Source organism: Robertmurraya mesotrionivorans (assembly GCF_050971805.1).
In the GTDB taxonomy this organism is placed as follows: domain Bacteria; phylum Bacillota; class Bacilli; order Bacillales; family Cytobacillaceae; genus Robertmurraya_A.
The window spans coordinates 94,166-114,736 of record NZ_JBPCCH010000004.1 but is presented as its reverse complement, the minus strand read 5'-3'; the positions used below and the strand labels follow the sequence as shown (position 1 = coordinate 114,736).

Sequence of the window (20,571 nt, the reverse complement as noted above, 5' to 3'; positions counted from 1 at the left end):
AATTATTGAAGAAAAAAGCGATTTCGTGCGAAATCGCTTTTTCTTATTTTTCTAGTCTTTTGACCTTTTTTTGCACACGGCTTCCATCTTTGTCTATTTGCAAAGAGTAGAACGATACATGAGGCAAATACGGCTCCATACGACTGATTACCTCTTGTCCGAGCCCTTTTTCTACAAAGCAGATGACACTTGGACCAGCACCGCTTAGTGCAACTCCAAAAGCACCGTATTGAAGCGCTAAGTCTTCAACTTGCTCAAGTTCAGGGACTATTGATTTGCGATAAGGCTGATGAAACAAGTCCTTGCTCATCATTTTACCTGCTAATGGTAAATTCCCTTGTAAAAGGGCTGCCACTAGCACGTTCGACACAGAACTAGCACGAACAGCTGTAGCGTATGAAAGCTCTGAAGGCAAGACGCCTCGAGAGGCTTTTGTCAGCAACTCTTCTTTTGGTACAACCATGACAATATCAAAAGCAAGATCTGTATAGGTTAAAAAATCAACCTCTTCCCCGATTTGCGTTCCTACAATCAAACCACCGTAAAGAGCTGCACCTGCATTATCTGGATGCCCCTCCATAACCGAAGCAAGCTTCATTTTTTCCTCTTTTGAAAGGCCTAGTTCGCCTACGTGGTCAGCGAGTTCAATCGCTGCAACAATCGCTGCAGCACTTGAACCAAGACCTCTTGCTAAAGGAATATCACTTTTCATTTTTATCAAACATGGAGATAAACTCTTTCCATATGTCTCTCCAATTTCGATGGCGGTTGAAACAATAAAGTTTGTTTCATCCTTCGGAAATACCTCAAGCTCCTCTGAAAGCATTTCAATTTGCCATTTCTCTGCTTTTTCTACTTCAAGTGATAAATAAAGATTTAGTGCTAACCCGACAGAATCGAAGCCAGGTCCTAAATTGGCCGTACTTGCTGGTACATCGATGATAAGTACAGCTTCCTCACTCATTGATGAACAACCCCTCGAATGTGGTTAGCAACAGCTTCTTCATCATTTGGTAACAATACCGGCTTAATTGGGCTGCACTCGATCGCTGTATTAGGATCCTTCAATCCATTTCCAGTCAAGATTGCAACAATTTTGCTACCCTTAGCGATAGTGCCATTTTGCAATTGCTTATATACACCCGCAATAGACGCACATGATGCAGGTTCAGCAAATACACCTTCTGTAGAGGCAAGCTTTTGATAAGCAGCCAGAATTTCTTCATCGCTCACTTCGTCAATTTTCCCTGCTGATTCCTCGACAGCAGCAGAAGCTAAATGCCAGCTTGCTGGATTTCCGATACGAATAGCAGTTGCAATTGTTTCAGGGTTTTCAAACACTCGGTTATGAACGATTGCTGCTGCCCCTTCTGCTTCGAAGCCATGCATCTTTGGTAGTGCAGTTCCCTTTGCCTCATGGTATTCCTTAAAGCCTTTCCAGTACGCACTGATATTTCCCGCATTCCCAACAGGAATCGCTAAAATATCTGGAGCTCCACCTAGCTGGTCGCATACTTCAAACGCAGCAGTTTTTTGCCCTTCAAGTCGATATGGATTCACCGAGTTAACTAATGCAACAGGCTCCGTTTCACTGATTTTACGTACCATTGTTAATGCTTGGTCAAAGTTTCCTTCGATAGAGATAATCTCTGCTCCGTACATGATTGCTTGCGCTAGCTTACCCATTGCAATCTTACCTTCAGGAATTACAACAATACAACGCATCCCAGCTCTTGCAGCGTATGCTGCAGCTGCTGCCGACGTATTTCCTGTAGATGCACAGATAACGGTATCGCTGCCTTCTTCCTTCGCCTTGGCAACTGCCATAACCATTCCACGGTCTTTAAAAGAACCCGTTGGATTTGTTCCCTCTGTCTTAACGTAAAGTTCTACTCCCCACTCTTTTGAAAGATTCTCAAGATAAATTAACGGAGTATTCCCTTCGTTTAATGTTAATTTCGGAGTGTTCTCACTTACAGGAAGAAACTCTTTATATTCGTGAATTAACCCTTGCCACCTCATGTTCTACTTGCTCCCTTCCACTCGATACGAGCTCTTGATTTGCTTTGTTGTTTCTAGGTCTCTTAATTTTACTAAAATATCCTCGTAATCCTGTAAAGAAGCATGGTGTGTAACTAACACAATTTCTGCTAAGCCTTTTTCTTTCACCGGAAGCTGAAGAATTTTTTCAAAACTAACATGATGCTCTGAGAAAATAGAAGTGATGTTTGCAAATACACCTACTTCATCTTTCACTAATAAACGCAAGAAATACTTCGATCTGATTTCATGAGCTTCTTTCAGCTTTTTCGGGTATTGTGGAGTAACCGCACTTGTACCATTTACACCAAGACGCATGTTTTTCATCACTCCAACTAAATCTGAAACAATAGCTGTCGCTGTTGGAAGGCTCCCAGCTCCTGGTCCGTAAAACATCGTTTCTCCTACCGCTTCCCCGTATACGTACACCGCATTGTATTCATTATGAACAGAAGCTAACGGATGCGAATCTACTAAGAACGTTGGCTGAACACTTACCTCAACTTTATCATCGTCAAGATCTGCGATACCAATCAGCTTCATTGTATATCCAAGCTGCTTTCCGTATTCTAAGTCTTCTTCAGTAATATCGGTAATTCCTTTTACTTTTACATCATCTAAATCAATTTTCATTGAAAAGCCAAGTGTTGAAAGGATGGCCATCTTTCTTGCGGCATCAAGCCCTTCTACATCAGCTGTTGGATCACTTTCAGCAAAACCAAGGTCTTGCGCTTCTTTTAATACCTCTTCATACGCACTTCCATCCTGTGCCATCTTCGTTAAAATGAAGTTGGTTGTTCCATTTACAATTCCCATCATCTTCGTAATACGATCAGAGGCTAAACCATCTACTAGACCTCTTAAAATAGGAATTCCACCTGCTACACTTGCTTCATAAAACAAGTCACAACCATTATCAGAAGCTGCAGTGAGTAGCTGCGAACCATAGAGAGCCATTAAATCCTTGTTTGCAGTCACCACATGTTTTTTATTATTTAGAGCCGAAAGAAGATGTTGCCTCGTTTCCTCAACACCACCCATTACTTCAATAACCACATCGATTTCCGAATCTTGTAGTATATCATTAGGATTTGTTGTTAACATTTCTCTATTTAAACTTACATCTCTTTGTTTGTCGATATCTTTTACTAACACTTTTTTTATTTGAACAGGACAGCCAACTTGGTGCATGAGTTTGTCTTGATGATTTTCAATAATTTTCACTACACCCGTACCGACCGTGCCTAAACCTAATAATCCAATTGAGATAGCTTTCATCCTTTTCCCCTCCTGCGTGTATTTCTGGAATGAACAGTTGTTTGTGTATAGTAGACATTATAGATGGAGGGACTCAATATTACAAGGGTTAATTATGGAGAGAATTTGTTTGCAAGCGCTTTATCCCTTGTATTATTTGATTATTTCGAGAAATATATTTTTTCTATATTATAGCCAATCCAACTTCGGTATCTTCATTCTGCGGACCGGCACCTCTGCCAGTTGATAAAAGGACGATAAAAATTTTTCATGTTCCTTTGTTTGATCGAGACTTTTAACGAATCGATCCTGTAAACTATTTTTTTCCTGCTCGGAGCTGGTGATATAGTAATTCTCGACATTATCAAAGAAATGAAGGGGGAATAGCAACCTAGCGTACAACAGTCTCCATGAGAAAGAAGATAGCGGCATCACTGTTTGATAATCCTGAAAGAACTGACTTACCTCTGGCTCGTATAGCTTAATATTGGTAAAATATCGGTCTCTTGTCCATTCTGCTAAATCTCGACTACAGTGGTCAAACACCCAATCAAATGGATTTTTCATATAGATTTGATTTCCCCATGTATGTTTTGTAAATCGAACATGACAGATTGTTCCACTGTCAACCGCTTGTGGATCATCATCAAGCTCCGTATCAACTAAGTATTGAATAGCATTTTCCGCAAGCCCCATATAATAAGGAAATGCTTCTAAGAACAATCGTTCAAATTCATGGTCTGGCTGCTTATAAAGCATATCATTCCACACCCGTTCCATTTGATCTAACCGTTGCTCCCAGTACTGCTTCCATTTTCCGATTCGGTTGATTTTGTTTGTTTGGAAGTTAACTGTTCTTCCCCTGTAATGGAATTTAGAAAGTTTACGACCTATATGTTGCTGATTTCTATTTGTAGACATTTGACCAACAAGAACCACATACTTCCCCTGTTGACTCTCAATGACCGATTCTCCTGATTCTTTTTGTAAAAACTGACAAGTGTTCCGATCCCCTTGATTCAAGACATGTGTAGAAAGCTGCATGAGCTCAGATAGATTTTCCTCAGGCAGGGAGCTTACAGGTACGAGCATATACATTTGATTTTTTATTCTCCCTGACTCATAACGGCCTACCGAGAGTGGCTCTTCTATTTGAAGTTGAAAATGTTCATTTAATATTTCTCGAAGCATACATACACCCACTTTTGTTTGTTTTACTACCTATGTATATGTTCATGGAAAAGAAAACTTGTGTTTTGTTGTATAAGGGATAGGAAAGTGACAAATGCTTCAAAGGTAGACCGTGCACCCAAAATTGGTTCTGTGCATAATTTTAATGATATAGTTATATATATAGTGAAAATGAGAGAGAAAAGGTGAAGCGAATGGCTGAAGAGAAGAAGATGAGTCTATCAGAAGAAACAGCACGTAAATGGCTACACGAGCGAGGCGTGGAAGTTCAAGACATTGCTGACCTTGTCTATTTTCTACAGGAAAAGTATCATCCTGATTTAAAAATGAAAGACTGCATTGAAAATGTAGAGCGAGTACTTTCTAAAAGAGAAGTTCAAAATGCCATTTTAACCGGAATACAGTTAGACATTATGGCTGAAAAAAAATTGATGGAAGAGCCATTGCAGTCCATTATTGAGGTGGATGAAGGTCTCTATGGAGTTGACGAGGTTCTTGCTTTTTCCATCGTCAATGTGTACGGTTCCATCGGTTTTACGAACTACGGGTATATTGATAAATTAAAACCTGGGATACTAAAAGACCTCAATGACAAGTCTTCAGGAAAATGCCACACCTTCTTAGATGACATTGTTGGTGCAGTTGCCGCTGCTGCTTCAAGCAGATTGGCACATCGTGCTCAGAATACGGAATAACACTCGAAATGCGGAAGTAGCTTGGTCAGGGGCGACAGGCATAAGACGAATCACGCAGGAAGGCCTGCCTTCTGGAGAGATTTGGCTTATGTCCCGAGCCCCTAGCTACTGCAGCTAGACAAAAGAAAGGGATGAATACGAGTGTTCATCCCTTTCTTTCCCTTATACTTCCCACTGATCCAACGAGTCAAGAACATAAGTTGGTTGCTTTTCGTACCCTTGTAGAAGCTCCTTCGTCGTTACACCTGTGTGAACTAATAATGTGTCTAGACCTGCGTTCATTCCAGCCAAAATATCCGTATCATAATAGTCTCCTACCATGATGGTGTCTTCTTTTCTTGTTCCTAGTACCTCAAGTGCTTGCTCCATAATGATGGCCTCTGGCTTACCAATAAAAATTGGTTTTGTTGTGGTTGAGACAGCGATAACCGAAGTGAGCGATCCATTTCCAGGCAATAATCCACGCTCAGTTGGAATCGCAATATCTGCATTCGTTGAAATAAAGGTTGCCCCCGATCGAACCGCTAAACAAGCAGTGGCAAGCTTTTCATATGTAATGTCACGGTCAATTCCACATACCACAAAGTCAACATCTGTCTCAGCTTGCTGGAATCCTTTCTCAGCTAATGCTGTTTTAAGTCCCTCTTCGCCAATACAATACACGGTTGCATCTTGTTTTTGCTTAGCGATATAGTTTGCTGTTGCCATGCTAGTAGTAAATACTTGATCATCGGTCGTTGGAATGCCGAAATCACGTAGTTTTGTTGCTACCTGGCTAGGTGTTCTTGAGGAATTGTTGGTTACAAATAAATACGGTATGTTTTGCTCCTTTAACTGCTTCACGAAATCTGCTGCTTCTTGAATTAGTTCAGTTCCTCTATACATCGTCCCGTCTAGGTCGATTAGGTATCCTTTATACTTTTTCATCTTTTTAGCTCCTGTTTATTTTAATTTTTTTATGTGGTTTTCGATAAATCAGGTGGATTTCTTGCAATTTTCTTAAGATATTGCAGGTTTTGCTATGAGAATTAGATTAAATTTACGAATTTTTCAGGACCTAGCTACAATTTTGAAGATTTTTTTGTGATCCTCAGGTTTTACTTGCTATTCTTTGGTTTTATTTGCGATTCCTGAAATTTATTTGCGATCCTCAAATTTTATTTGCGATTCCCCAAATCTACTTGCGATTCTCAATTTTCATCCCGATATAACTAATCCTCAATCCCACAATCCTCCCTAATTATTCTGCACAAAACAGATAGAAAACACAAAAAAGCCTCAACAACAGAGGCTTTGCTTAGTTTTTAAATGCGGTGACTGGACCGAGTTCGTTCGTTAAGTACTGTCTTACAGAATCAGAAACAAGCTTAACCGATGGAAGGATCTGTGAAAAAGTATTCTTCACATCTTCATGATCAATCCTTGTATAATCCTGAACGAGTGTTTTGCGATATTGAACCATCACTTTCAAGTCCTGGCTCATATTAGTCGAAATGACCTTCTCATCCTCTAGAATATCGATAATATCCTCATAGCTACCAGGGTCACGCATGATAAATCCATCGATCATCGCGTTGCCAACATCAAGGATAGATTCAATCATCATTTGTGTAAGTCGCTCAAGTGCAGCATGTTCAAGAGCCGTACTCCACTCATTCTTTCCTTCAAACTGCTGTATTTGCTTTTCTAAATAAATTAATCTTTCCTCAATTAATTCTCTATCAACAAAGTACACGTATCGTCAGCTCCTTTCCTAATAGCACAATTTTTGTTTATACAGATGCTAGTCCATGAATTAACGAAGCTGGTCTAGCAAATAAGTATCCCTGTGCTAAATCGACACGATTTCTGGATAAGACAGACGCTTCCTCTTCACTTTCAATTCCTTCAGCAACAACGAGGGATCCGGCCTCACGGGCAACAAGAAGAAGCCCCTTGAGCATAGATTCTTTCAGCGAGTTTTTGTCAATATCCTGAATGACGGATCGGTCAATTTTAATAATATCAGGCATAATTTCACTAATAGTGTTTAATGACGCATAACCTGCACCCGTATCGTCCACCGCAATACGGAAGCCAAAATTTCTTAGAAGGTTGATATTATAAATAAAGTATTCCATACCATCGATGGAATCTCTCTCTGTAATTTCAATCGTAATTTGAGTCGGCGAGATATTTTTATATTTCCCCATCAGCTTCTTTAGATCACGAATGAACTTTTGATTCCCCACCGTAATCGGGGTAAAGTTAATGAAAATATCGTGTGTACAGCCTGTATCATTAATTTGTTGGAGTGCTTTTTCTAGAACAATTAATTCTAAGTCATATAACATTCCTGTTTGGCGTGCAACTGAAAATAGATGTAATGGGTTTTCATATTCCGTTCCCTTTGGTCCTCTTGTTAGCATTTCCCAGGCACGGATTTCCTTCGTGGCTACATCAAAGATCGGTTGGGCGAGAAGCAAAATATTTTTTTGCGCGACAATTCTGCTCAGACTATAAAGAAGCTCATTGAACTCAGTTTGCACTCGCTTTTCTGCCATCGCCAACGCTTGCTGCCCAGCCTTTAAGATTGCTTCCTGAATGGAGTATTGCTTCTTTTCAACAAACATATAGCCTGATTCAAACTGAATGATTAAGCTTGGAAATTGGCTGCATAGCCTATTTTCTGTTTCCCGTAAGACCTTCTTCATCACCTGATCGATTTCAGAAATACAGTGCTGTTCATGATCTACCTTAATAAATAAAGTGATTCCATCACTGTTGTAATCGTGCAACAAAAGCAGGTCATCATCCTCAATTTGCTCTTGAATAACCTGTTGAAATTTCATCTTCAATTTTTTAATAAAATCTATATATTGCGTCTCACTTAACTGCTCATAAATGTCTTTCATATTAGATATGTTAAACACAATAACAGCCACTTCATGGCCTTGATTAAAGGATTTTTGTACCCCTTGAATAATCGGGTCTCTTATGACGAATTGTGGAGGATACATTCGAATGGACCTTAGAGGCCAGACTACCTTTCTCCACTGTAATAAGTTGTTTAATGACTTCGTGGTCCATGCCATTTCGTCTCATTCCTCTCAGAAGTTCGCGGTGAAAACTATTTCCATTGTAACATAAATTAGGAAAAACGAGACGCTTTTCCTATTCTATATTTCTCTTCAGAGCAAGCATCTAGTATGGGCTTGTTTGTTCTGTTAAGATGATAGTAGGCGTTACATTGAGACATAGGGGTGACAAGGATGGGAGATCGTTTCTTTCTATATGATGAATTAGTGAATACAAAAACACGTTTTATAAGCTTTATGGGTGAAAACACTCGATTTGACTTAGCCATTATTCAATCAGATAGATATTATGGCAAACATATTGTACTTGATATTCAAGGTAGTCGATTTGCGATCATTGGTCCAGATGATTTAAAAGAAGAAGGATATTTAGAGTATGCTTTTCAGCTTTCTGAGGAAGATGCGGAAGAATTACGTTCCTTTTTAATGGAATTAGCGTAAGTTTTGAATTCTTTCCTTAACCTCTCACATACTAATGAGAGAGGGGGAAAGACCATGAGTGATGAGAAGTATACAGATTTTTCAAATGTAGAGGTTGGGAGAAGTTATATTCCTCCTCAACAAACACCAGAAGGACCATATGGCTCTCCTTATAAGGCAGACGAGCCTCTACAAGGCAAACAGGAACTTGCAGGGGCAACGGAACAGCGTTCTTATAGTGCATTCAACTATGAAAATAAAACGCTCCATGAGGGGCTCCCTAGACAAATGGACGGAGCACATCCAACGCATGATGATCCAACAAGGGATACTCAGGCTCCTTATAAGAATAATCCATTCATGGACGAAAAATGACGTGTATCGCTACACGTCATTTTTTATCGTATTGGTATTTTTTACACGCTTAGCTACAAAGTAGGGACACCCAAAGTTACAGTATTCATACAGATATTCTGTTAATGTACTGATTTTCGTGTCAAATGTTGCTTTATGATTACTATCCTCAAAGAACCCTCGTAGACGGAGTTGACCGTAACCCCAATCACCCACGATATAGTCATACTTCGTTAATATATCGCTGTAGCGAGCCTTAAAGGCATCTTCATTGAATCCATTTGATCGTTCTTCTACTACTTCGTAACATATATTCCCGATACAGATCATTTGTCCACCTCACTAACTCATCTATTTTAAATTATAACTGATTCTCCATGAATTACTAAGAGGAAAAAAGAATTCTCGTGGTCATTCTATAAAAGAGGGGGTGTAAATCTTGAAAAACTCAATGATAATCCTTGGAATTTGTGCAATGACAACACTTACTGCTTGTCAAAATAATCTAGGGCGTGATGATGTTCAGAACGAACGAAGCAATGCTCTAAGCGTTAATGACGCAACTGGTGATATATACAATCGAGATAAGAATGGTTCTGAAGATTTTGGCTATGTAAGACATAAAAAGGACGAAATGGCTCGTACACAGTCCCAAAATCACTATGCTGCCATTGATCGTGAAAAGGTGGCCGATATCATCGGTGAGTATTGCACAGATGTTCCTAATGTAGACGATATCTCCACATTAGTAACAGATGAGGAAGTTCTCATAGTGTACCATACCGATTCTAGTGATCGTAATTTAACAGCTGACCAAGTAAAGCGTATGGCTATGTCCGTTATACCGAGATGGTACCATGTATATGTTAGTGATAATGAAGCACTTCGTCCAAATGTCGAGAATTTTGCCAACCTCGGTCCGAATAGTGCAAATACGGAAACTGGAATCAACCAGCTCATTAAGCAAATGCTATCTTCTCCTCAAGGGAAAAGCATGAGCACAGGTGAAAATGCGAATGGTGAAGCCCAGGGAGAGCTTAATGAAGACATGGACAAAGATGATATAAGCCAACAGATGAAGGCGAAAATGAACCGATAAGAAAAAGAGGCTTACGAACTTCGTAATGCCTCTTTTCTTATATTATGCTTCCTTCGCTTCTTTTTCACCTAATAATTGCTTGTGCTTAGCTGCTGCGTTTACCTGCTCGTCTGCATGGTAAGAGGAACGTACAAGCGGACCAGCTTCACAGTGACTAAAGCCTTTGCTTAGGGCAATTTCTTTTAGCTCAGCAAATTCTTCAGGGCGGTAGTATTTTTCAACTGGCAGATGCTTTTTAGACGGCTGCAGATACTGTCCAATTGTTAAAATATCAACGTTATTTGCTCGTAAATCATCCATTGCTTCAAGTAGGTCTTCCTTCGTTTCACCTAGACCAATCATAATGGATGACTTTGTAGGAATATCCGGTTGCATTTCCTTTGCTCTTCTTAAGAACTCAAGTGAACGGTCGTATTTTGCACGTGCTCTCACACGATCCGATAAACGTTTCACCGTTTCAATATTATGATTCAAGATGTCAGGGCGCGCATCCATTAGCATACGAAGATTCTCTTCAACTCCACCCATATCTGATGGAAGTACTTCAATACTTGTGAACGGACTCTTTCTGCGGATGGCACGAACGGTTTCAGCAAATACTGCTGCACCACCGTCTTTCAAGTCATCACGTGCTACAGCCGTAACAACCACATGCTTTAGATTCATTAACACAACAGAATCAGCCACACGTTCTGGTTCTTGAAGGTCAAGTTCTGTCGGAAGACCCGTTTTAACCGCACAGAAACGGCAAGCACGAGTACAAATATCACCTAAGATCATAAATGTAGCGGTACGTCTAACAGCCCAACATTCATGAATATTAGGGCATTTTGCTTCTTCACAAACGGTATGAAGCTTTTTCTCTCTCATCATCTTTTTCAAGCCTGTATAATTTTCGTTCGTGTTTAATTTAATTTTCAACCACTCGGGTTTACGTAAATGTTCTTGGTTTTTGCTCAACTTCCCACACCATCCTTATATGATAAGTGTTTTTTTCACACTATGTAGCTATTTCAGACTACTCCTGAATCACTTTAACATAATGAAGATTATACGACAAGCAAGAGACTTACTATTACCAGTAATTGATATATATTGTTTTAAATGTTTTAAGACAAACTAAAGCATGTTAATTCTTTTGAAGGAGGATCATCGTGCGGAAACTGCTAAAAGGAATCTTTATTTTTCTTGTTATGATGCTATTATTACCTTCTGATCGATATGCACACGCTGAAACCGATCAACAGACCATTTATGCAAAGCGACTCGAGCTATATAAAGAAGTGGAAGCAGCTACCAATATTCCTTGGTACTATATGGCCGCTGTTGACCAATATGAAAGAAGTCTTAGGCAGTCTCGACGTGATTTGCCGAAAGCGGAGGGTCTAACTGGCATTTACTACAAACCAGAGCAATGGGTTGGTCCGCTGAACCCAAATCTTGAAGATGAGAATCCGATGTCCATTAAGTACTTTAACGGTTTTGGAATCGATGGGAACGGGGATGGCAAGGCAAGTTTGAAAGATGACGAAGATGTTCTTTTTGCTTTTGCAAACTTCATCCTATCTTACGGGACGGACCATGATAATATAAAAATTGGTCTTTGGGATTATTATAAACGAGATAAAACAGTAGGGATTATTATCGGAAAGTCCGAAATTTATAAAAATTATGGTCGACTAGATCTTGATAGTCACGCCTTTCCAGTACCCCTTAGATCCGATTATAGCTATCGAAACACATGGGGAGACGCTCGTGGCTGGGGTGGACGACGCATGCATGAAGGAACAGATATTTTTGCCCACTATGGCGTTCCTGTTCGTGCAACCTCATATGGCATTGTTGAAATGAAAGGCTGGAACCGTTTTGGCGGCTGGCGAATCGGGATCCGTGATATTAACAATAACTATCATTATTTCGCCCATTTAAGTGGCTTCAGTAAGGAATTAAAGGTAGGACAAATCGTTGAACCTGGAATGGTCATAGGCGGTGTCGGAAGTTCTGGTTATGGACCTCCAGGTACGTCAGGTAAATTCCCACCCCATCTTCATTATGGAATGTATCGTGATAATGGATATACAGAATGGAGCTATGATCCGTTTCCACATTTAAAACTTTGGGAACGTCAAGAACGTGCAAGTAAAAGAAAAAAATAAAGGACTAACGGATTTAAATCCGCTAGTCCTTCTTTTATATAATTTAATTTGCCTTTTTCGTTTTGGAAACTGCATTAGCAATGCTAGCTGCAAATCCACCCCATAAAACGACCATACCAACAACCATCATAACAATCGCACTCGTTGACATTATTTTGAAACCTCCTTGCTATCAGTTGAAGGTAAATCTAATGCACCTTTTTGCCACTTGAAAGCAGCGAATACAAATCCAACAACAATGGCAGCTAACGCTACTCCCCAACCTGTATATAATAGGAAGCTTGTTGGGTATCCTTCGTAATTATCTTTTAAGTTATTGATGAAGTTTTGAATCATCATATATCCTAAAACAACTGGAGTAATTACTCCTAAGCAAACTTTCCACCACGCACCTAAAAGGATATCTGACATGCTATTAGCATGCTGTTGAAGAACCTTCATTTCACGTAGTACCCAAGCTACAATTACTACTTCCGCAAATCCAGCTACAACAATACCAAATTGGTTGATAAAATAGTCAGCAGCGTCAAGGAAGTATAATCCACCTTGAGTGGCAAATAGAATCGAAATGACTGCAGAGATTCCTCCACCAATTGCTACCGCTTTGTTACGTGATACTTTAAATTTGTCTTGAATTCCAGCTACATATGTTTCAATGATCGAAATTAAAGATGTTAAACCAGCTAATACTAAACACAGGAAGAAAATAGATCCTAATAGACCGTTAAATGCAGGGAATTCACTAATGATTTGCGGGAAAACTACGAAAGCTAACCCTACTCCACCAGCAACTACTTCACTGACAGCCACACCTTGCTGCTGAGCCATAAAACCTAAGGCAGCAAATACACCAATACCTGCTAATAATTCAAAACCAGAGTTAGCAAAAGCTGTGATAAATGCATTATTTGTTAAGTCTGTCTTCTTTGGTAAATAACTAGAATACGTAACCATAATCGCAAAACCAATTGATAAGCTGAAGAAAATTTGACCGTATGCAGCAACCCAAACCTTAGGTTCTGCAATTAAGCTCCAGTTTGGCTTGAAGAATGCATCCAAACCTTGAGCAGCTCCATCTAATGTTACAGCGCGAACGACGATTACAAGGAATAAAATAACAAGTGCCGGAATAAAGATCTTGTTCGCTGCTTCAATACCCTTTTTAACACCTTTGAAAAGAACACCAAGTGCAATGACCCAAACTAGTACTAATGGAATAAAAACGCTAGGAACGATGCTACCAACCTGACCTGGTGCTTCAGCAAGCTTTAAATAGTCTCCGAATAGGAATGCTCCTGGGTCCTTACCCCATTTTTCTCCGAAAGAGAAGTAAGCAAATGACATTGCCCAAGCTATAATAACAGCATAGTATGTTGAGATAACAAATGAAATCGCAACTTGCCACCAGCCAAGCCATTCAGTTTTCTTGTTTAGACGAGCGAATGTTAATGGAGATGATCCGCGATATTTATGACCTAGTGTAAACTCTAGAACGAGAAGCGGGATACCAGCAGTTAAAATAGCGAATAAGTACGGTAAAAAGAATGCTCCTCCTCCATTTTCATAAGCTACTGCGGGAAAACGCCAGATATTTCCTAGTCCTACAGCTGATCCAACTGCTGCCATGATAAAACCTGCACGAGTCCCCCATTGTGGACGATTATCCATAGTAAAAATGACCTCCTACTGAGTCCCAAACTTTTTTCCTTATTTTAGAAAATAATTGGAACTTTTTATATTTTCTGATTATTTGATTTAATCTAAAATTAGTATAGCTAGTTTTTGTCCATCTGTCAAAACTTTATTTTCAGAATAATAATTTAGTTTAATACGTTAATATAGTAGAAGTTATTAAAAATGTGAAAAGACTAACATTTCAGAATATTATTCTCGCATACTTCTTTCCCCTCCTCTCTCCATCTCTTCCACCCCTTTCTTCCCACTTTTCTATAGAAAAAAAGTCAGAAGAACACAGATATCCTCTGACTTTTTCACTTACTGATTAGTTGTCCATAGGTAGGTCAATTGATGCACCAGAATCACCGCCGCCACCGTTATAAAACTGTGGAACTTCCCCTTTTATTAGACCAGTCGCAACCGGCACATCCTCTTTAACGGTAATAATTTCCGTAGCAAATGGAATGATGATCTGTACCTTTACTTCCACTTGAACATGAATTTCTACCCACGTATTATTAATTCCCAATTCTTCTTTCACTGTCTTAAAGGTAGAGGTAACGGAACCGATGGAGTTAAATTTTATTGGTATTTTTGGTCCTAAGTTACCTAAAAGGGCATTATTGGTAGCCTGACCTAATGGAACATAATAAACGATTCCGTTTTCCTTTTTATCCGTATTGATTTCAATATCGGTGAATGATTCAAGCTCTGAGAGGTCTCCCTTTTCTGCTTTTTTAATATTATCTTGTACCAACTCAGTTACTTCTGCTTTAACACGGTTGAGATGTTCTGCGTTTAGGAACACCACATCTCCATCACCGGTCTCTTCGAATTTTATATCCATAACGTTTGTTATTTTTTTACTTACTGCATTATTTATGACAAGTGAAGCAATTTTTCGAGTTTGTGAGTTTGCATAGCTAACAAGTGTAGGCTTTAGCCCCTCATTTATTATCCAAAGACCAGCTGCTGTTGAAAAGATGAAAAACACAAAGGTAAGTAAAAAAACGTATCTGAACGGCAATGGACCTCTCCGCGGCAGACGACCGCGAAATTTACGCAAGACAAATCCCCCCTTTACAAGCTATATGTATGCTGTAAAGGAGGGAACTAGCGCAAAAATATGAATTTTTTTATCTTTGATAGACTAGTTACGCTTTTTTAGGAAAGGTCGTGTCGCATTCGACAATCATTGTTGTTAAGCTTTTGCTTAGGTCTAGTTCGTACGGGTCAATGCTTTTACCATCTTCTTCAATGATCCTTACAACCGGCCGGTCGCTGACTCCCATGTTTTGTTTGGATACAACTCCTTTACGGCCATCATCAAGTATAACCGTAATTCCAACAGGGTAAATGGCTACCCCTTTACGAAATGCCTCTATTATTTTTGGATCAAAAAGGGTTCCTGATCCGGCAAACAAAATTTCTAGGCCATGATGGGGTAGCATTGCATCACGATACACACGATTTGAGGTAACCGCATCAAACACATCAGCTACCGCAATAATTTTCGCAAGCTGATGAATATCTTCGCCTTCGATACCGCGTGGATATCCGGTCCCATTTAGCCGTTCATGATGCTGATACGCACAATGAGCGACAATAAGGGACATCGCTGGAACATTACGAAGCATTTGGAAGCCTTCTTCAGGATGCCTTTTAATCTCATCGTATTCTTGATCTGTTAATTTTCCAGGCTTCTGAAGAATTTCACATGGTACTTTCATTTTCCCTACATCGTGAAGTATGGCTCCCATCCCTAGTATTTCAAGTTCTTTAGGAGGGAGCTTTAACTTCATTCCAATCGCAAGAGAATACATGGTCACATGTAAGGAATGTGTGAAGATATAGTTATCATATGTATAGACATCAGCCAACATGGTTAACAAATTTTCATTATTTTTCAACTCAAATAAAAGCTGTCGAATCAGATCTTTAAATCTTTTTGACGCTTTTTCAATAACAAATGTGGAATTAAATTTGCTATCCTTTTGAAGCTCTTGGAAGGTCGTTTCAATCGTTTGGACAGCCTCTCTTCGAATTGAATCAGGGAGTACCTCGATATACTCGATCCCTTCTGTTACAGAATCTTTTATATATATGTAGGTAATGCCCAGCAGTTGTAAGCGATTAAGCATCTTTTTGTTTAACTCTACTCCCTCGCTTAGTAAAATCTGACCTTTATCATTTCTAACTGTTTTTCCTAGTATAGTTCCAGATTCTACATTAGCGGTAGCTACTAGTCTCATTATAGTTCTCCTGTATTAGTCTGACTGACATTATTCAACAAGTCCTGACAAATTCCTACTTTATCTTCTAAGATAACTCTATTATCGACTAAATTTCAACATACTTTAGTACCTAATTGAAAAAATAAATAGGCCAAATGACTACTTTTGCTTATGAATAAGGACAAACCTATTTCCTATTACCATTATTTCCAATTAAAAGTAAAATAAGGCGCATACTCTGCGCCTTTTTAAATCATTTTTAACATGGCATCTTTTCCAAGCATACCCTTTGTAATCCCTAAATTTTCCGCTTCATACGTAACGGACTCTAAAGGTGCCTCTAAAAGCTGCTCAATGGTTTTAACACCAACGGCTCTACCGGCAATAACTTTTCTATCCTTAAGCTTTTCATTGAGAAGTGCCACATCAAGAGCACCACACATGATGTATCCTTTATCATTACTCACTACGAGCAAATTCGTTTTTGGAAGTTTAACTGATACACTTAAAAAAGTGTGTCCATTGATTTCAATAGGTGAAAGCTCAATCACTTGCTACACTCTCCTTTCTTCCTTATCAACTTATGTAATAGGAAGAAAAAATGTGAGTTTCATTTGCCTAGCTATTGCAAGTTTTGAAGCTTCCAGCGTAATAAATCACGCATAAACTCTGGGAAGAAGAATACTTTATGCTCCGCTCTTCTAATTTCAGGAAACAGCTGACCAAAAGTAAACATGTCTGGAATTGCTAATTGATAGCGTGCTTCTCTTTCAATTTTCTTACCATTAATATAAAAAGAGAGTCCATTATTCTCATGCTTCACCTCAACACCCTCAAAAACCATTTTCCCCATGAAAGTGCCACGAAATCCAAACCCCTTAATCACCATATTCCCCCACTTTTCATCTAATGCAAGTCTGATGACTTCTTGATATTCAGCACCTGAAAGGTCGACCACCGTAGGATTTATGGGATGTGGACAAATTGTTAATAAATCGTATTCCGTAACCGTTTCACTTGGTAAATCACGCAATATTAACCCTTCGTTTAAAAAGGCACTATCTACCTTACACCAGCTGCGAAGAGTTTCACAAAGAAGGCGAGCTAACACTTCCCTCGAGCGGTAAGGCTCTTCTATTCTAGCAACCTCGGTAAAAAGCAACGCCTTTCCTTCTTCATACAGCCGATTCTCCTCTTCCTTTTCGTTTTCAACATAAGGAAGTTTATTTGAATCATATGCAATTGCTCGCTTTTTCATCACGTGAAGTGTCTCGCTATCAATCGTAAGTGTAATATGGCCAACAAACATTCCGTACTTTCCTGCAGCACCAAGAATGACACCATTTATTTCTTTTCCTTCATGAAACACATGATGGGTATGCGCCCCTAAAATCACATCAATTTCAGGAAATTGCTCAGCAATGGCTTCATCATCATGTATGCCTAAATGAGAGAGGAGAATGATGATGTCTGCCTTTTCTTTTATTTGTGCTAGCTGGCGCTTTAGTTCTTCCATCGGTTCGGATAGTTCCCAGCCCAGCTGTCCATAAAAATGTGAAAAATAGGCGGTCAAACCGATAACAGCAACACGTGCTTTATTTTTCAGCTCATAAATATGATATGGCTCTACCCACTGAGGACGAGTGCCTATAGCCGTAAAAAAATTAGCTACAATAACATCAAATGTTCTCTTTTGATATAGAGTGTCTAAGTCTTCGAAGGAGAGAGTAATTCCTTCATTATTTCCAATCGTTACGGCCGTGTATCCCACTTCATTTAATAGCTCGGTGTTTCGCTTTCCCCGTGTAGCATCTGTCAGAGGATGCCAACGGTCCATATGATCACCTATGTCAAATAGAAGAACGTCTTCGTTTGCACTTTGATGAAGGTCTCTCCTTCTCTGCAAGAAAGAGCTGATCCTTGTCCAGTGTTCAAAATGACTATGTAGGTCATTCGTGTGATAAATATGAATATCTTCTAAGGTCATACTGTCTCTCCTCTCACAAAAATGCTAAAACAAATCAAGCTGGCGAGGTGCTAAGTTTTCATACTCGATTCCGAGTAGATCAATCAACTCAAGCGCGTTATCAGCGGCATCTCCACCAGAATTATTATTAAAAACGATATATAGATGTTCCGTTTCTTTTTCTAGCTTTTTTATATGCTCTACCCATTGTCTCAATTCATTCTGATTATACCGATATAAGTATCTGACTTCCCGCCAGTTTTCTGTACGTTTTTGCCAACCATGTACGTTTCGTCCATGAAAACGAATCAACAGCTTCTCTTTCCCTAGTGATTCGAGCACAGTAGGGACAGACCCATCTCCCGATTGCGGTTCATCACAAATGCTATGAATCCACTCTTCTTCCTTCATAAATTGAAGTGTTCGCTCATAAAAGGAGGGACGAAACCACGATTGATGCCGAAATTCAAGAGCGCACGGGATATCACCCATCTGTTTTTTGCACCAACGCAAGTATTCAACATGCTCCCTTTTACAATCAAACCATGGCGGAAACTGAAACAAGACAATAGCTAACTTTTCGCTCTCTATATAAGGTGTAAGAGAATCCTTAAACCCTTGAAACATTTGCTCTTTGCTTTCAAAAGGAATTTCACCTCTCGAATGCCCAGTCATCCCTTGATATGCCTTTACAATAAAACGAAAGGAAGGCGGGGTATCCTCGATCCATCTTTGCGCATTTTTTGTAGGCTGTATAGCATAAAAGGAGGAATCGACTTCGACAGTTGGAAAAAAACCAGCATACTCTTTTAACTTATTTCTAGGTGAGGTATGTGGACCGTACAATCGATCATGGTCACCCCAACCAGTCACTCCAATATAGATCATTCCACCCCTCCATCTATTGTCATCATCATATCATATGTATGAAAAAACGTTCACCTTCTAGGGTGAACGTTTCCTTTATTCTTTAACCGATTGAACCTTCCATCTCGAACTTGATTAGACGGTTCATTTCAACTGCATATTCCATCGGAAGTTCTTTCGTGAATGGTTCGATAAAGCCCATTACGATCATTTCTGTTGCTTCTTCTTCAGAAATACCACGGCTCATTAGATAGAACAATTGCTCCTCAGAAACCTTTGAAACCTTCGCTTCATGCTCTAATGAGATGTTGTCGTTTAAGATTTCGTTGTAAGGAATGGTATCTGAAGTAGACTGATTATCCATGATCAGCGTGTCACACTCAATGTTCGCACGTGCGCCGTCAGCTTTACGTCCAAAATGAACGATCCCACGGTACGTTACTTTTCCACCTTGCTTCGAAATTGACTTTGAAACAATGGTAGAAGACGTGTTAGGAGCTAAGTGAATCATCTTCGCTCCAGCATCTTGGTGTTGACCTTTACCAGCTAGTGCGATTGATAAGGTCATTCCACGAGCACCTTCGCCTTTAAGGATTACCGCTGGGTATTTCATAGTCAGCTTAGAACCGATGTTTCCATCAATCCATTCCATTGTTGCGTTTGCTTCACAAACCGCACGCTTCGTAACTAGGTTAAACACGTTGTTTGCCCAGTTTTGAATCGTTGTATAACGGCAGTAAGCATCTTTCTTGATAATGATTTCAACAACCGCACTATGAAGGGAGTTTGTTGTATAAACAGGTGCTGTACAACCTTCTACATAGTGTACATGTGCGCCTTCATCAACAATGATAAGCGTACGCTCGAACTGCCCCATGTTTTCAGAGTTGATACGGAAATAAGCTTGAAGTGGAGTTTCTACCTTTACACCTTTAGGTACATAGATGAAAGATCCACCTGACCATACAGCAGAGTTTAATGCAGCAAATTTGTTATCCGTTGGTGGAATAACTTTTGCCCAGTGCTCACGGAAGATGTCTTCATTTTCACGAAGGGCAGAATCAGTGTCCTTAAACACAATTCCTAGATTTTCAAGATCTTCCTGCATGTTGTGATATACAACCTCAGATTCGTACTGAGCAGATACACCTGCTAAGTACTTTTGTTCAGCTTCAGGAATACCAAGCTTATCAAATGTTTGTTTAATTTCTTCAGGAACTTCATCCCAAGAACGTTCTGTCTTTTCAGAAGGTTTTACATAGTACGTAATTTCATCAAAATTTAATGCCGCTAAATCTCCACCCCATTGTGGCATTGGCATATTGTAAAAATGCTCTAGTGATTTCAAACGAAAATCAAGCATCCATTGCGGCTCTTGCTTCATTTTTGAGATTTCTTCCACGATTTCACGTGTTAATCCACGCTTCGAGCGGAAGATAGACACATCTTTATCGGCAAAGCCATATTTGTAATCACCGATTTCAGGCGCTTTTTTAGCCATTGTCGTGTTCCTCCATTCGTAGGAGCATGCGTTTATG

The 20,571-nt window shown here is 39.5% G+C and carries 22 protein-coding genes; 5 read left to right on the top strand and 17 right to left on the bottom strand.

Features of this window, described 5'->3' with window-relative positions:
* Positions 1–43 precede the first annotated feature (43 nt).
* From thrB to yutH, 4 genes are all read right to left on the bottom strand, one after another.
* Positions 44–964 carry a homoserine kinase gene (thrB, locus tag ACRX5O_RS09045; RefSeq protein WP_433905632.1) on the bottom strand — a complete coding sequence of 307 codons (921 nt, stop codon included), beginning with the start codon at positions 962–964 and terminating at the stop codon, positions 44–46.
* The gene (gene thrC / locus ACRX5O_RS09040; protein ID WP_433905631.1) at positions 961–2,022 is read right to left on the bottom strand and encodes a threonine synthase; all 1,062 of its coding nucleotides are present in this window, start codon (positions 2,020–2,022) and stop codon (positions 961–963) included. Before thrC ends, thrB begins: the two co-directional genes overlap by 4 nt.
* Before the next feature lie 3 nt (positions 2,023–2,025).
* A complete protein-coding gene (locus ACRX5O_RS09035; protein WP_433905630.1) occupies positions 2,026–3,318 on the bottom strand; it encodes a homoserine dehydrogenase in 1,293 nt (430 codons plus the stop codon).
* A gap of 168 nt (positions 3,319–3,486) precedes the next feature.
* Positions 3,487–4,488 carry a spore coat putative kinase YutH gene (gene yutH / locus ACRX5O_RS09030; protein WP_433905629.1) on the bottom strand — a complete coding sequence of 334 codons (1,002 nt, stop codon included), beginning with the start codon at positions 4,486–4,488 and terminating at the stop codon, positions 3,487–3,489.
* 194 nt (positions 4,489–4,682) lie between these two features.
* On the opposite strand from yutH, the gene ACRX5O_RS09025 reads away from it, so the two are divergent.
* Entirely contained in the window at positions 4,683–5,183 is a 501-nt protein-coding gene (locus tag ACRX5O_RS09025) for a phosphatidylglycerophosphatase A family protein (protein WP_433905628.1), read from the top strand.
* A gap of 162 nt (positions 5,184–5,345) precedes the next feature.
* On the opposite strand, the gene ACRX5O_RS09020 is transcribed toward ACRX5O_RS09025, so the two are convergent.
* From ACRX5O_RS09020 to ACRX5O_RS09010, 3 genes are all read right to left on the bottom strand, one after another.
* The gene (locus ACRX5O_RS09020; protein WP_433905627.1) at positions 5,346–6,110 is read right to left on the bottom strand and encodes a TIGR01457 family HAD-type hydrolase; all 765 of its coding nucleotides are present in this window, start codon (positions 6,108–6,110) and stop codon (positions 5,346–5,348) included.
* A 370-nt stretch (positions 6,111–6,480) separates the two neighbouring features.
* Positions 6,481–6,918 (bottom strand): type VII toxin-antitoxin system HepT family RNase toxin, encoded by a 438-nt coding sequence (gene hepT / locus ACRX5O_RS09015; protein WP_433905626.1) that lies wholly within the window; start codon positions 6,916–6,918, stop codon positions 6,481–6,483.
* Positions 6,919–6,955: 37 nt separating this feature from the next.
* Complete coding sequence (locus ACRX5O_RS09010; protein WP_433905625.1) at positions 6,956–8,257, bottom strand: EAL domain-containing protein; 1,302 nt, start codon at positions 8,255–8,257, stop codon at positions 6,956–6,958.
* A gap of 177 nt (positions 8,258–8,434) precedes the next feature.
* On the opposite strand from ACRX5O_RS09010, the gene ACRX5O_RS09005 reads away from it, so the two are divergent.
* Together ACRX5O_RS09005 and ACRX5O_RS09000 are read left to right on the top strand one after the other, a co-directional pair.
* Positions 8,435–8,701 (top strand): DUF3055 domain-containing protein, encoded by a 267-nt coding sequence (locus ACRX5O_RS09005; RefSeq protein WP_433905624.1) that lies wholly within the window; start codon positions 8,435–8,437, stop codon positions 8,699–8,701.
* 54 nt (positions 8,702–8,755) lie between these two features.
* Positions 8,756–9,055, top strand: coding sequence for a cytosolic protein (locus ACRX5O_RS09000; RefSeq protein WP_391559438.1), 300 nt, complete (start codon positions 8,756–8,758; stop codon positions 9,053–9,055).
* Between the two features lie 9 nt (positions 9,056–9,064).
* Here the strand turns inward: ACRX5O_RS09000 and ACRX5O_RS08995 are convergent, their stop codons facing one another.
* The gene (locus ACRX5O_RS08995; RefSeq protein ID WP_066055444.1) at positions 9,065–9,364 is read right to left on the bottom strand and encodes a YutD family protein; all 300 of its coding nucleotides are present in this window, start codon (positions 9,362–9,364) and stop codon (positions 9,065–9,067) included.
* Between the two features lie 109 nt (positions 9,365–9,473).
* On the opposite strand from ACRX5O_RS08995, the gene ACRX5O_RS08990 reads away from it, so the two are divergent.
* Positions 9,474–10,133, top strand: a complete 660-nt coding sequence (locus ACRX5O_RS08990) for a YhcN/YlaJ family sporulation lipoprotein (RefSeq protein WP_433905623.1) — start codon at positions 9,474–9,476, stop codon at positions 10,131–10,133.
* Positions 10,134–10,175: 42 nt separating this feature from the next.
* On the opposite strand, the gene lipA is transcribed toward ACRX5O_RS08990, so the two are convergent.
* The gene (gene lipA, locus ACRX5O_RS08985; protein ID WP_119709812.1) at positions 10,176–11,093 is read right to left on the bottom strand and encodes a lipoyl synthase; all 918 of its coding nucleotides are present in this window, start codon (positions 11,091–11,093) and stop codon (positions 10,176–10,178) included.
* A gap of 233 nt (positions 11,094–11,326) precedes the next feature.
* Here lipA and ACRX5O_RS08980 point away from each other — a divergent pair, with 233 nt between their 5' ends.
* Positions 11,327–12,289: a M23 family metallopeptidase gene (locus ACRX5O_RS08980; RefSeq protein WP_433905866.1), complete on the top strand. Its 963-nt coding sequence runs from the start codon at positions 11,327–11,329 to the stop codon at positions 12,287–12,289.
* A gap of 43 nt (positions 12,290–12,332) precedes the next feature.
* On the opposite strand, the gene ACRX5O_RS08975 is transcribed toward ACRX5O_RS08980, so the two are convergent.
* The 8 genes from ACRX5O_RS08975 to sufB form a co-directional block, all read right to left on the bottom strand.
* Entirely contained in the window at positions 12,333–12,440 is a 108-nt protein-coding gene (locus tag ACRX5O_RS08975) for a methionine/alanine import family NSS transporter small subunit (RefSeq protein WP_433905622.1), read from the bottom strand.
* Complete coding sequence (locus ACRX5O_RS08970; protein ID WP_433905621.1) at positions 12,440–13,957, bottom strand: sodium-dependent transporter; 1,518 nt, start codon at positions 13,955–13,957, stop codon at positions 12,440–12,442. Before ACRX5O_RS08970 ends, ACRX5O_RS08975 begins: the two co-directional genes overlap by 1 nt.
* A 334-nt stretch (positions 13,958–14,291) precedes the next feature.
* Entirely contained in the window at positions 14,292–15,032 is a 741-nt protein-coding gene (gene yunB, locus ACRX5O_RS08965) for a sporulation protein YunB (protein ID WP_433905620.1), read from the bottom strand.
* Positions 15,033–15,120: 88 nt separating this feature from the next.
* Positions 15,121–16,218 carry an HD-GYP domain-containing protein gene (locus tag ACRX5O_RS08960; RefSeq protein WP_433905619.1) on the bottom strand — a complete coding sequence of 366 codons (1,098 nt, stop codon included), beginning with the start codon at positions 16,216–16,218 and terminating at the stop codon, positions 15,121–15,123.
* 230 nt (positions 16,219–16,448) lie between these two features.
* Positions 16,449–16,751 (bottom strand): YunC family protein, encoded by a 303-nt coding sequence (locus ACRX5O_RS08955; protein ID WP_340905284.1) that lies wholly within the window; start codon positions 16,749–16,751, stop codon positions 16,449–16,451.
* Between the two features lie 71 nt (positions 16,752–16,822).
* Positions 16,823–18,187 (bottom strand): bifunctional metallophosphatase/5'-nucleotidase, encoded by a 1,365-nt coding sequence (locus ACRX5O_RS08950; RefSeq protein WP_433905618.1) that lies wholly within the window; start codon positions 18,185–18,187, stop codon positions 16,823–16,825.
* Positions 18,188–18,211: 24 nt separating this feature from the next.
* Positions 18,212–19,054, bottom strand: a complete 843-nt coding sequence (locus ACRX5O_RS08945; RefSeq protein ID WP_433905617.1) for a DUF72 domain-containing protein — start codon at positions 19,052–19,054, stop codon at positions 18,212–18,214.
* 82 nt (positions 19,055–19,136) lie between these two features.
* Entirely contained in the window at positions 19,137–20,534 is a 1,398-nt protein-coding gene (sufB, locus tag ACRX5O_RS08940) for a Fe-S cluster assembly protein SufB (RefSeq protein ID WP_119709820.1), read from the bottom strand.
* Positions 20,535–20,571: the final 37 nt, after the last annotated feature.

What these genes read in the sequence shown, in the direction of transcription:
- thrB (WP_433905632.1), bottom strand. Translation starts at nt 964, where the DNA reads ATGAGTGAGGAAGCTGTACTTATCATCGATGTACCAGCAAGTACGGCC.
- thrC (WP_433905631.1), bottom strand. Translation starts at nt 2,022, where the DNA reads ATGAGGTGGCAAGGGTTAATTCACGAATATAAAGAGTTTCTTCCTGTA.
- ACRX5O_RS09035 (WP_433905630.1), bottom strand. Translation starts at nt 3,318, where the DNA reads ATGAAAGCTATCTCAATTGGATTATTAGGTTTAGGCACGGTCGGTACG.
- yutH (WP_433905629.1), bottom strand. Translation starts at nt 4,488, where the DNA reads ATGCTTCGAGAAATATTAAATGAACATTTTCAACTTCAAATAGAAGAG.
- ACRX5O_RS09025 (WP_433905628.1), top strand. Translation starts at nt 4,683, where the DNA reads ATGGCTGAAGAGAAGAAGATGAGTCTATCAGAAGAAACAGCACGTAAA.
- ACRX5O_RS09020 (WP_433905627.1), bottom strand. Translation starts at nt 6,110, where the DNA reads ATGAAAAAGTATAAAGGATACCTAATCGACCTAGACGGGACGATGTAT.
- ACRX5O_RS09010 (WP_433905625.1), bottom strand. Translation starts at nt 8,257, where the DNA reads ATGGCATGGACCACGAAGTCATTAAACAACTTATTACAGTGGAGAAAG.
- ACRX5O_RS09005 (WP_433905624.1), top strand. Translation starts at nt 8,435, where the DNA reads ATGGGAGATCGTTTCTTTCTATATGATGAATTAGTGAATACAAAAACA.
- ACRX5O_RS09000 (WP_391559438.1), top strand. Translation starts at nt 8,756, where the DNA reads ATGAGTGATGAGAAGTATACAGATTTTTCAAATGTAGAGGTTGGGAGA.
- ACRX5O_RS08995 (WP_066055444.1), bottom strand. Translation starts at nt 9,364, where the DNA reads ATGATCTGTATCGGGAATATATGTTACGAAGTAGTAGAAGAACGATCA.
- ACRX5O_RS08980 (WP_433905866.1), top strand. Translation starts at nt 11,327, where the DNA reads ATGATGCTATTATTACCTTCTGATCGATATGCACACGCTGAAACCGAT.
- ACRX5O_RS08975 (WP_433905622.1), bottom strand. Translation starts at nt 12,440, where the DNA reads ATGTCAACGAGTGCGATTGTTATGATGGTTGTTGGTATGGTCGTTTTA.
- ACRX5O_RS08970 (WP_433905621.1), bottom strand. Translation starts at nt 13,957, where the DNA reads ATGGATAATCGTCCACAATGGGGGACTCGTGCAGGTTTTATCATGGCA.
- ACRX5O_RS08960 (WP_433905619.1), bottom strand. Translation starts at nt 16,218, where the DNA reads ATGAGACTAGTAGCTACCGCTAATGTAGAATCTGGAACTATACTAGGA.
- ACRX5O_RS08950 (WP_433905618.1), bottom strand. Translation starts at nt 18,187, where the DNA reads ATGACCTTAGAAGATATTCATATTTATCACACGAATGACCTACATAGT.
- ACRX5O_RS08945 (WP_433905617.1), bottom strand. Translation starts at nt 19,054, where the DNA reads ATGATCTATATTGGAGTGACTGGTTGGGGTGACCATGATCGATTGTAC.
- sufB (WP_119709820.1), bottom strand. Translation starts at nt 20,534, where the DNA reads ATGGCTAAAAAAGCGCCTGAAATCGGTGATTACAAATATGGCTTTGCC.